Raw genomic sequence first — 9,364 nt, 5'->3', positions numbered from 1 at the left:
GTGTTTGAAAAAATCATTCCCGCAAATTGTGACGCACATCTTGCAGAAAGCCTTTTTCAAACACGCTCTAAAACCTTATTAAAAAGGACTGGCAAATCGCCCAGTCCTTTTTATTATAAGTTCGTATATACTCTGTCGGGGTTACCTTCTCAACCGGAACAGCCCGTCAAGAAACTATATACTAACGGCCTGCAAGATAATCGTTCAGCTGCTGGATTAAAACATCAGCATCAATTCCGTGTACCATAGCAGCCTCCTCCAGAGATTCCATCTGTGCGGATGGGCATCCTACACATCCCATACCGGATGCCATAAGAATACCAGCCATATTAGGATCTAACTGAAGAAGCTGACCAATCAGCATATCTTTTGTCACCTGTGCCATGATCTGTTTCCTCCTTTTTTATATCGAGTTACTGTTCATACCTGACCAGCAACTGCTTCTCTCGTAAAAAATTCCCTGCCATTACATCAAAACCGGCAGTAACTCTCCACGTTCCACTATTATAATACCAAATACACATTTGCGCAACCGTCACAATTCTAAAATTTTGTTTATAATTTTGTACTTGATATCCTTTGACATATATATTAGAATAGACTCATATCCCAGAAAGGGTTTCTGTTCACTCTGTGACCAGTAATCATAAGGGAACTAAAGAGATTAAAGGAGGATATAACAATGGCATATGTAATTTCTGACGAGTGCGTAAGCTGTGGAACATGCGAGAGCGAGTGCCCAGCAGGTGCTATTTCTCAGGGAGATGATCATTACGTAATCGATGCAGATTCCTGCATGGACTGCGGAACTTGTGCTGATGCCTGTCCTACAGGCGCTATCAGCGAGGGTTGATTTTCCCACATAAGTGATGATAGCATGAAGGGGAGCTTCCTATGGAGCTCCCCTTTTTCAAACACATTCTACACTCCGTTTTTCTTTTTTCCCTTCTTCTCCGAAGATGCAGCTGCTTCTCTTCTTGCCATCTGCTGTCTCCTGATGGCTGCATCCAGAGTGCGCCACCTGTCTTCTCCTTCTTTTTTGGCATGAAGCTCCTGAGTAATCAGACGTTCTAATATCTCCTGAAACTCCAGAATCTTTTTATCTGGCTCCGCTTTAAAATTCTGAACATTCTCCAGCAGTTCTTCCCGAAGTGTATCTCTTGTTTCATTCTCTTCTTTTTCTATACTCTCAGATTCCAGTAAATGTATTTTATCCTTTTCTTCCGGCACGATTACTTCCATTCCTTCTTTTTTTGTAAGTTTTGGAAGAAGATCATGTATCGCCCGAAGCTGCAAGCCTCTGTTCTTTAGTTCTTTAATGTTCAAAAACAGTTGAATATCATCCTGGGTGTAGCAGCGATGCCCCAGCTCATTCTGCGAATAGGAAGGGAAAGTTCATCCTCCCAGTAACGAAGGACATAAGATTTCACCCCTGTCAGCTTCACAGTCTCAGCCACGGTATAGCATTTTTCCATACTACCCCTCCTCATGAAATTGTTGCTGTCCACAAAACAAATCGGTCTGGCTGCCAGACAGCATCCGTATGGACAATAGCATAATTCACTGTTTTTATTATAACAAAAGGTCTTTCAAATGCAAGAAAAAAAGGTCGACATAACATGCCGGCCTTTTCGAAGAAATACCATAATCAATCAGCATTTCCTTATTTTTTCATATTTACAAACTGTGTATACTGAGGCAGCCATACCAGCTCAACGGTACCAATAGGACCGTTTCTCTGTTTCGCTATAATGATCTCAGCAATTCCCTTTTTCTCCGTATCCTTATGATAATAATCATCACGGTAGATAAACATTACCATATCAGCATCCTGCTCAATAGCTCCCGACTCTCGCAGGTCAGAAAGCATAGGTCTGTGATCCGGGCGCTGCTCTACAGCTCGACTGAGCTGTGAAAGTGCAATGACCGGAACGCTGATCTCACGGGCAAGTGCTTTCAGGGAACGTGAAATATCGGAAATTTCCTGCTGTCTGGAATCAGAATGTCCGCTTCCACTCATCAGCTGAAGATAATCAATCATAATAATTCCAAGATTGTGCTCTAATTTGTATTTTCGGCACTTGGAACGCAGCTCGGAAATGGAAATACCGGGGGTATCATCAATAATAAGATTAGAGCGTCCGATAATATCTGCACCCTCCACCAGCTTGGTCCAATCCTCGTCTTTCAGATTACCAGTTCTCATATTCTGGGAATCCACATGAGATTCCATGGCAAGGAGACGGTTTACAAGCTGCTCCTTGGACATCTCCAGACTGAATATCGCTACCGTAACGTCCTTACGAAATGCCATATACTGGGCAATATTAAGAACGAAAGCAGTTTTTCCCATAGACGGACGGGCTGCGATCAGCACCAGGTCTGAAGCATGCATTCCGGAGGTCTTGTAATCCAGATCCACGAAACCGGTAGGAATACCAGTTACCGTTCCCTTCATCTTGGAAGCTTTCTCAATATTGTTCACCGCATTCAAAACCACCTGCTGGATAGGCACAAACTCATCACTGGAGCGTCTCTGAAGAACATTAAACAATTTCTTCTCCGCTTCCTCCAGGATCATTTGTGTGCCTTCTTTCTCCATATAGCAGGCATTTTCCACTTCCTCATTCACTTTGATCAGTCTTCGAAGGACAGCCTTTTCGCTGACAATATTGGCATAATACTTTACGTTGGCAGAAGTGGGAACTGCAGAAATCAGATCTCTTACATATTCCATACTGCTGATATCTGGTGGAAGTTCCTTCTCTTTCAGACGGTTCTGAAGAGTGATCAGATCCACCGGCTTTCCTTCATTACATAACTCCACCATGGCATCAAAAATAATACCATACTGGCTCTGGTAAAAGTCATCACTTGTAAGAATCTCTGATGCTACCAGAATGGCATCACGGTCCAGGATCATGGAACCAATAACGGACTGTTCCGCTTCAATGCTGTGAGGAAGTATCCTCTTGATCAATGCTTCTTCCATTTCGTAAAAAACATCCTCTCCTGCAGCTTTATGCATTACTGTTTACACTTCTTCACAGTAGCCCTTATGCCTCTTCCTTTACCCATACTTTCAGGCTTCCGGTTACCTTAGGATGAAGCTTAACCGGTACATTTGTTACTCCAAGATTGCGGATCGGGTTTGGAAGTACCAGTTTCTTTTTCTCTATATCGAGATTCAGCTGTTTCTTGGCAGCTTCTGAAATTTCTTTTGTGGAAACAGAGCCAAATGTTCTTCCGCCCTCTCCCACTTTAAGAGTAAGAATAACCTCTTTATCTTCAAGATTCTTGGCAAAAGCTCTGGCAGCTTCTAAATTCTCCTGGGCAACTTTCTCTTCATTTGCCTTCTGAAGCTTCAGATCATTTAAGTTCTTTGGAGTTGCCTCAAGTCCAAGCTTCTTCGGCAGGATCATGTTTCTTGCATATCCGTCACTGACGTTTACAATCTCTCCCTTTTTTCCAAGGGCTTTTACATCTTCCAGTAAAATTACTTTCATTCTTTGAATTCTCCTTCCTGGTATAACTGATCTATAATATCTTTGATCATTTTCTCTGTCTCATCTTCCGTAGCCTTCACCTGGGCTCCGGCAATGTTCAGATGACCTCCGCCGCCCATTCTCTCCATCATAACCTGCACATTGACCTCATCAATGGCACGGGCACTTACATACACCTCATTATTATATGGAGTAAGAACAAAAGAAGCCTTCACACCTGCAATATTCAGAAGCTCATTTGCGGCCTGGGCTCCTACTACTGTAGGACTTTCCAACCCCTCGCTGGGGCATCTTCCTATTGCAAAACAATTTCTGTAAATCTGGGCAGTGCGGACAACTTCCGCTCTTGCCTTATATGCATCAATGTTATCCCGAAGCATTTTGCGGACTCTTGTAATATCTGCGCCATTTCTCCGAAGATAAGCAGCTGCTTCGAAAGTACGCACGCCGGAGCGTGTAGTAAAATTATTGGTATCAATTACCATACCTGCATACAGACAATCCGCCTCCAGGCTGCGAAGACGCAGATCCTCGTCAAAATACTGAAGGATCTCGGCAACCATCTCACATGTGGAGGATGCATATGGCTCCACATAGGAAAGTACTGCGTTCTGTATCACTTCACTGCCTCTTCTGTGATGATCCAGCACCACGATCGTCCTGGTCAGATAAAGAAGATCCTGACACTCTGTATAACTTGGTTTGTTTGTGTCCACCACAACCACAACTGTATTATTATCCACAAGATCCTTTGCCTGGGCACAATCTACAAACATGGAAGGCTCATAATCCGGATTATTGATATACCCCGCCATCAACGGACGGATGGATGTGGTCGGATCATTTACTACAATATGGACCGGCTTGCCAAGGGTCTTTCCTGCGCGATAAATACCGATTGCAGCCCCAAGGGCATCTACATCTGTGATCTTATGTCCCATAACCACAACACGATCCTTGGTGCTCATAAACTCTTTCAGCGCCTGTGCCTTCACTCGGGCCTTTACGCGGGTATTTTTCTCCACCTGCTGGGATTTTCCGCCAAAATAGGCGATGGAATCTCCATTCTTAATTACTACCTGGTCACCGCCGCGTCCAAGAGCCATCTCAATGGCAATACGGCAATATTCATAATTCTGCAGATAGTTTGCGCCGTTCAGACCAATACCGATACTTAGGGTGACTGCCATTTCATTACCAATATTGACCGTCTTAACTTCATCCAGAATATGAAAACGCTGTTCTTTCAATGCTTCCAGGGAACTCTGACGCATGATCAGGAAGTATTTATCCCGCTCCAGCTTGCGTACAAGTCCGTCAAAATTGGAAAAATACTTGGTGATTTTCCTGTCGATCAGTGCGATCAGAAGGGATCTTCTGACTTCTTCCACACCTTCCAGAGCTTCTTCATAATTGTCCAGATATGCCAGAGCTACTACCAGCTTATCATCCTCATTCTTCTGAATATATTCCTGAAGCTCTGTCTCATCATAGAAAAACATTGCCACAAGATTAATGTCTGCATCCACATTTTCCAGAATACGGGCTTCATTTACCACATCCTTCATAGTAACCAGCTGCATGGAAACACGATAGATCCTGTCACCAAAGTTGGTGCTCATCTCTGTGATCTCCTGTTTCTCAGGTACAGGAAGTTTATCCGGTGTGATCTCCGGAAAAATAGTGGTAATGTGCTTGTTATACAGCTGTTCTTTCCCGGTAAGCTCTGCAAATACCTTGTTGGACCAGATCATTCTTCCATTGGTGTCCATAATGGCATAAGGAAGAGCCAGATCATCCAGAAGACGCTTCTCAAGAGATTCATACTGATTGGCAAACGCGATCAGATCATTGAGAATCAGCGGCCTGTGAAAGCGGGTAAGCAGAAGTGCTGCCACAATATATACCACAATTCCAAGTGTAGCAAGAATTCCTGCTTTCACACTTACCATAAAAATAAGAATATCCAGCCATATAAGAAGAATGGTCAGATACAGTGGCCACCTCATGAACTGCTTCATGGATCCCTTGAATTTCAGTTTTTTATTCATAAGTTTATCCTCACTTACAAATCCTCAGGTACCTTTTACATAGTGACAGGCAAAATACGCCTTTGCCAGATAGTATAACAGATTTCTGAGTATTTTTCCATAGAAGATTAGAGCGTGTTTGAAAAAGGCTTTCTGCAAGATGTGCGTTACAATTTGTGGGAGATTTTGCCCGGATGAGGGCGCCGTAGTGGGCTACGGCAACCGAATTCGGGTGAAATATACCGCAAAGTGGGGCGTGCAGATTGCGGAAATGGTTTTTCAAACACGCTCTAGATAGAAAAACCGCCATCCTTCCGGATGGCGGTAAACACTTCCAAATTAGTCCTGGATGTATGGCATCATAGCAAGATGACGTGCTCTCTTAACAGCAACAGTCAGAGCTCTCTGATGTTTCGCGCAGTTTCCTGTGATTCTTCTAGGAAGGATTTTTCCTCTCTCGGAAACATATTTTCTTAATTTTGCTACATCCTTGTAATCGATCTCGTTATTCTCTTTACCACAGAATACGCAAACTTTTTTTCTTCTGCGGCCGCCTCTTCTCTTCATTGGAGAATCTGGTCTTTCGCTTCTATTATTGTAAGCCATGTTGGTTTTCCTCCTGTTTTATTCAGTTCTAAGAGCTAAGCTCTAGTTAAATGGCAATTCCTCGTCAATGCCATCCGGAATGTTCATAAAGCCCTCTGCAGCGGTTCCCGGGTTCGGCATAGATGCCTCCGGTGCACTTGTGCGCGGATGGGAAGCAGCATAACTGTCGCTGGAAGCCTTGCTCTCAGCAAACTCCTGATCTTCCACAACAACCTCTGTAGTGTAAACCTTCTGTCCATCACGGTTGGTATAGCTTCCGGTCTGAATACGACCTGTAACGGCAATCTTCAGTCCCTGACGGAAATACTTCTCAGCAAACTCTGCCGTACGTCCAAAAGAAACACACTGAATGAAATCAGCACTTGCTTCTCCATCGCGACGGAATCTTCTGTCTACCGCTAATGTGTATCTGGCAATTGCCAGTGCATTCTCTCCTGCGGAATATCTTACCTCAGGATCTCTTGTTAAGCGTCCCATTAAAATTACTTTGTTCATTCTTCTTACCTCTCTTAATATACTAAGTGAACGGGCTCTTAATGGTGCTTTCTAAATCCGATTATGCAAAAAGATTATGCGTCTTTTCTGACAACTAAGTATCTTAATACGTTGTCCATGATACGTACATGTCTTTCTACTTCTGCCGGACACTGTGCGTCTGCCTCAAACTGAATAAAGTAGTAGAAGCCTTCATGCATTTTCTGAATCTCGTAAGCTAATTTCTTCTTACCCCATTCTTCAACGTCTGTGATAACGCCATTGTAACGAGTGATGTATCCTTTAGCTTTCTCAACTACTGCATCACGTACTTCGTCTTCAACTTTTGCGCTAACAACTAATGCTAACTCGTACTTGTTCATGCTTGTCTTACCTCCTTATGGTCTGTTGGCCCTTTGCCTGTCAAAGAGCAAGGATATTTTATATATCACGATTTTTGATTCTAACATACTTTTTTCAGGCTGTAAAGCATTATTTTTCCTTTTTTTGAAGATTTTTTGTGTTTTTCTCCACCATCTTCCGCGGTACCATGATCTGGTGTCCACAGCCCATACATTTCAGGCGAAAATCTGCACCTACTCTTAAGATTTCCCATTCTTGCTGCCGCATGGATGACCCTTCTTCAATGTAACAATATCTCCAACTTCATAAACAACTGCTGCCATATATAAACTCCTTATTTACCTGCTTCATTTCTGCTTTAGAACCTTTTTCAGCACACTATTTTTTTACTTTTATCTGGGAAAACACCTGTCCGATAGGCTCCTTGATCAAAAGATCTGCATACCGATCTCTTGGTGTCGGGGACTTGTTGATCACTACCAAATGTTCTCCGGAAAAGTAATCGATCAATCCTGCCGCAGGATAAACTGCCAGGGACGTCCCTCCTATAATAAGAACCTGCGCCTGGGAAATAGCACGCACAGACTCATTGATAGTGCGGTCATTCAGTCCTTCTTCATAAAGAACCACATCCGGCTTGATAATTCCACCGCAGGAACATCTTGGAACCCCTTCCGCTGCTTTCATATATTTGAAGTCATAGGATTTCCCACATCTCATACAGTAATTCCGGTATACACTTCCGTGAAGCTCCAGTACATGTTTACTGCCTGCCATCTGATGCAGATTATCAATATTCTGGGTGATAACTGCTTTCAGCTTTCCGGCTTCTTCCAGCTCTGCCAGCTTCAGATGAGCTGCATTCGGCTTCGCTGTATCGCATAGCATCTTGTCCTGATAAAAACGATAAAATTCCTCAGGATGACCCATGAAAAAGGTATGACTTAAAATAGTTTCCGGCGGATAATCATACTTCTGATTATAAAGTCCGTCCTGGCTTCGAAAATCCGGGATCCCGCTCTCCGTAGAAACTCCTGCTCCTCCGAAAAATACAATATTATCGTACTGGTCGATCAGCTCCTGAAGCCTTTCCACTTCCTTACTCATGTCCATTCCTCCAATCATTATACGGTACACATTTTTCAGTAATATGCTTTCCGATATCTCTCTCAAAATCCCTCTGCAGCCCTGCAGAAATTTCCCGGCCGTTTACAGGTCTGCATGCTTTTTTCAAGAAGATCCGATTCTAATTATCACCTGTCTGCTTCGTGCTGTCTGATTTCTTCACAACATCCAAAGTATCCACTCTTTTTCCCTGAACCACATAACGGGTAGACTCATTACCGGTACATGTGGAAAGGGTAACGATCTTGTCGTCTACGCCCAACTCACCTGGTGTAGTCTTAACATCAGAATAGGAGACTATTTTATTCATATAATCCACAAACTCCTGTCCAGGTCCCTTAAACAGTGTATATGTATCACTGTTTACCGCTGTGGTATACGCAGAAATAATCTCATACCGGTAAGTCTTCTCCGGGGTAAATATCCAGAAATATTTGCTCTTATTGTAAGCAGAATCATCCTTACTGAAATTCTTCAGCTGTCCAAACATAGTCCCGTTCTTCATATTGTGACCGTATACCAACGTATTGCAGTCACTGAAATCTGCCTTATTCTCATAATCAATGAAAATAGTTCCGGCAAAATTATAATTTTTCTCATATGTCAGATGAAGATACTGGTCATTGTCAGTTCCCTTTACCACCGGATAGCTGACACCATCAAGCGCCTCCACATAGATCCAGCCGATCACATCTGTATTAATGCTTCGAAGAGAATCAAAATCAATATCCAGCGGGGCCTTCAGAGCCGGTCCGTCTGGTCCTGCTGCTTCCTCACTTTCACTGGTACTGTCCTGATCCGGATCACGCTCTGTCACCGCCATCTGGGCAATCGCATTATACTCATCTGAGCCTTTCTTATACTCTGTATAAATGTGATAAAGATTATATGCCGCATAACAGAATACACAAATTGCAGCAATCAGTACAATTGTGAGAAATACATCACCTGCTTTTTTCTTCTTTTTTGGTTTCTTATCTTCGCTCATAGCAACCTCCTTCTACCAATATTATTTACATAATCTGAAGTTTCGCATATATAAAACTTTTAAAATCTCTCTATATTATATAGACTATAAAATTTTCCTGCAACCTCTGTCTCAGGATATATTACCAGTGAACAGCAACAGTTCCTGTTCACTGGTCGCATTCCGCGAGGTGTTATTTGTGAACAAAGTTCACAGAAAACCCGAGAATTGCGGCGCGAGATCATGCAAAGCATGATTTCGTGCTCAGAGTATTATACACGTCATACCTTCAG

General features: G+C 43.0%; 11 protein-coding genes and 3 pseudogenes. 2 read left to right on the top strand and 12 right to left on the bottom strand.

Annotated features, from left to right (window positions below; all coding sequences use genetic code 11):
• Nucleotides 1-181 precede the first annotated feature (181 nt).
• The gene (locus DW904_RS19205) at nucleotides 182-385 is read right to left on the bottom strand and encodes a DUF1858 domain-containing protein (protein ID WP_117851487.1); all 204 of its coding nucleotides are present in this window, start codon (nucleotides 383-385) and stop codon (nucleotides 182-184) included.
• Nucleotides 386-682: 297 nt separating this feature from the next.
• Here DW904_RS19205 and DW904_RS19200 point away from each other — a divergent pair, with 297 nt between their 5' ends.
• Nucleotides 683-853 (top strand): 4Fe-4S binding protein, encoded by a 171-nt coding sequence (locus tag DW904_RS19200; protein ID WP_118583690.1) that lies wholly within the window; start codon nucleotides 683-685, stop codon nucleotides 851-853.
• A 68-nt stretch (nucleotides 854-921) separates the two neighbouring features.
• Here the strand turns inward: DW904_RS19200 and DW904_RS19195 are convergent.
• From DW904_RS19195 to DW904_RS25995, 5 genes and pseudogenes are all read right to left on the bottom strand, one after another.
• A pseudogene (locus DW904_RS19195) lies at nucleotides 922-1,475 on the bottom strand (helix-turn-helix domain-containing protein).
• 188 nt (nucleotides 1,476-1,663) lie between these two features.
• A complete protein-coding gene (dnaB, locus tag DW904_RS19190) occupies nucleotides 1,664-2,992 on the bottom strand; it encodes a replicative DNA helicase (protein WP_118583698.1) in 1,329 nt (442 codons plus the stop codon).
• A 64-nt stretch (nucleotides 2,993-3,056) separates the two neighbouring features.
• Nucleotides 3,057-3,506, bottom strand: a complete 450-nt coding sequence (gene rplI, locus DW904_RS19185; RefSeq protein ID WP_118583688.1) for a 50S ribosomal protein L9 — start codon at nucleotides 3,504-3,506, stop codon at nucleotides 3,057-3,059.
• Nucleotides 3,503-5,557, bottom strand: coding sequence for a DHH family phosphoesterase (locus DW904_RS19180; RefSeq protein WP_118583686.1), 2,055 nt, complete (start codon nucleotides 5,555-5,557; stop codon nucleotides 3,503-3,505). The genes rplI and DW904_RS19180 overlap by 4 nt, the downstream gene beginning before the upstream one ends.
• A gap of 10 nt (nucleotides 5,558-5,567) precedes the next feature.
• Nucleotides 5,568-5,759 (bottom strand): annotated as a pseudogene (locus DW904_RS25995) (DUF6783 domain-containing protein); the annotation flags it as partial.
• Here DW904_RS25995 and DW904_RS25990 point away from each other — a divergent pair.
• Nucleotides 5,697-5,834 carry a DUF6783 domain-containing protein gene (locus DW904_RS25990; RefSeq protein ID WP_306797036.1) on the top strand — a complete coding sequence of 46 codons (138 nt, stop codon included), beginning with the start codon at nucleotides 5,697-5,699 and terminating at the stop codon, nucleotides 5,832-5,834. The pseudogene DW904_RS25995 and the gene DW904_RS25990 overlap by 63 nt on opposite strands.
• A gap of 41 nt (nucleotides 5,835-5,875) precedes the next feature.
• On the opposite strand, the gene rpsR is transcribed toward DW904_RS25990, so the two are convergent.
• The 6 genes and pseudogenes from rpsR to srtB all read right to left on the bottom strand — a co-directional run bounded on the left by rpsR (nucleotide 5,876) and on the right by srtB (nucleotide 9,092).
• The gene (rpsR, locus tag DW904_RS19170; protein ID WP_118583682.1) at nucleotides 5,876-6,142 is read right to left on the bottom strand and encodes a 30S ribosomal protein S18; all 267 of its coding nucleotides are present in this window, start codon (nucleotides 6,140-6,142) and stop codon (nucleotides 5,876-5,878) included.
• 42 nt (nucleotides 6,143-6,184) lie between these two features.
• Nucleotides 6,185-6,637: a single-stranded DNA-binding protein gene (locus DW904_RS19165; protein ID WP_118583680.1), complete on the bottom strand. Its 453-nt coding sequence runs from the start codon at nucleotides 6,635-6,637 to the stop codon at nucleotides 6,185-6,187.
• A gap of 74 nt (nucleotides 6,638-6,711) precedes the next feature.
• Complete coding sequence (rpsF, locus tag DW904_RS19160; RefSeq protein ID WP_117851485.1) at nucleotides 6,712-6,999, bottom strand: 30S ribosomal protein S6; 288 nt, start codon at nucleotides 6,997-6,999, stop codon at nucleotides 6,712-6,714.
• A gap of 109 nt (nucleotides 7,000-7,108) precedes the next feature.
• Nucleotides 7,109-7,302 (bottom strand): annotated as a pseudogene (locus tag DW904_RS19155) (DUF951 domain-containing protein).
• Between the two features lie 55 nt (nucleotides 7,303-7,357).
• On the bottom strand, nucleotides 7,358-8,086 hold the full coding sequence (locus DW904_RS19150) for an NAD-dependent protein deacylase (RefSeq protein WP_118583678.1): 729 nt from the start codon (nucleotides 8,084-8,086) through the stop codon (nucleotides 7,358-7,360).
• 139 nt (nucleotides 8,087-8,225) lie between these two features.
• A complete protein-coding gene (gene srtB / locus DW904_RS19145) occupies nucleotides 8,226-9,092 on the bottom strand; it encodes a class B sortase (RefSeq protein ID WP_118583676.1) in 867 nt (288 codons plus the stop codon).
• Nucleotides 9,093-9,364: the final 272 nt, after the last annotated feature.

Origin of the sequence: Ruminococcus sp. AM42-11 (assembly GCF_003480145.1) — a bacterium.
Taxonomy (GTDB): Bacteria; Bacillota; Clostridia; order Lachnospirales; family Lachnospiraceae; genus Blautia_A; species Blautia_A faecis.
This window is presented reverse-complemented; position numbering and strand designations above follow the sequence as displayed.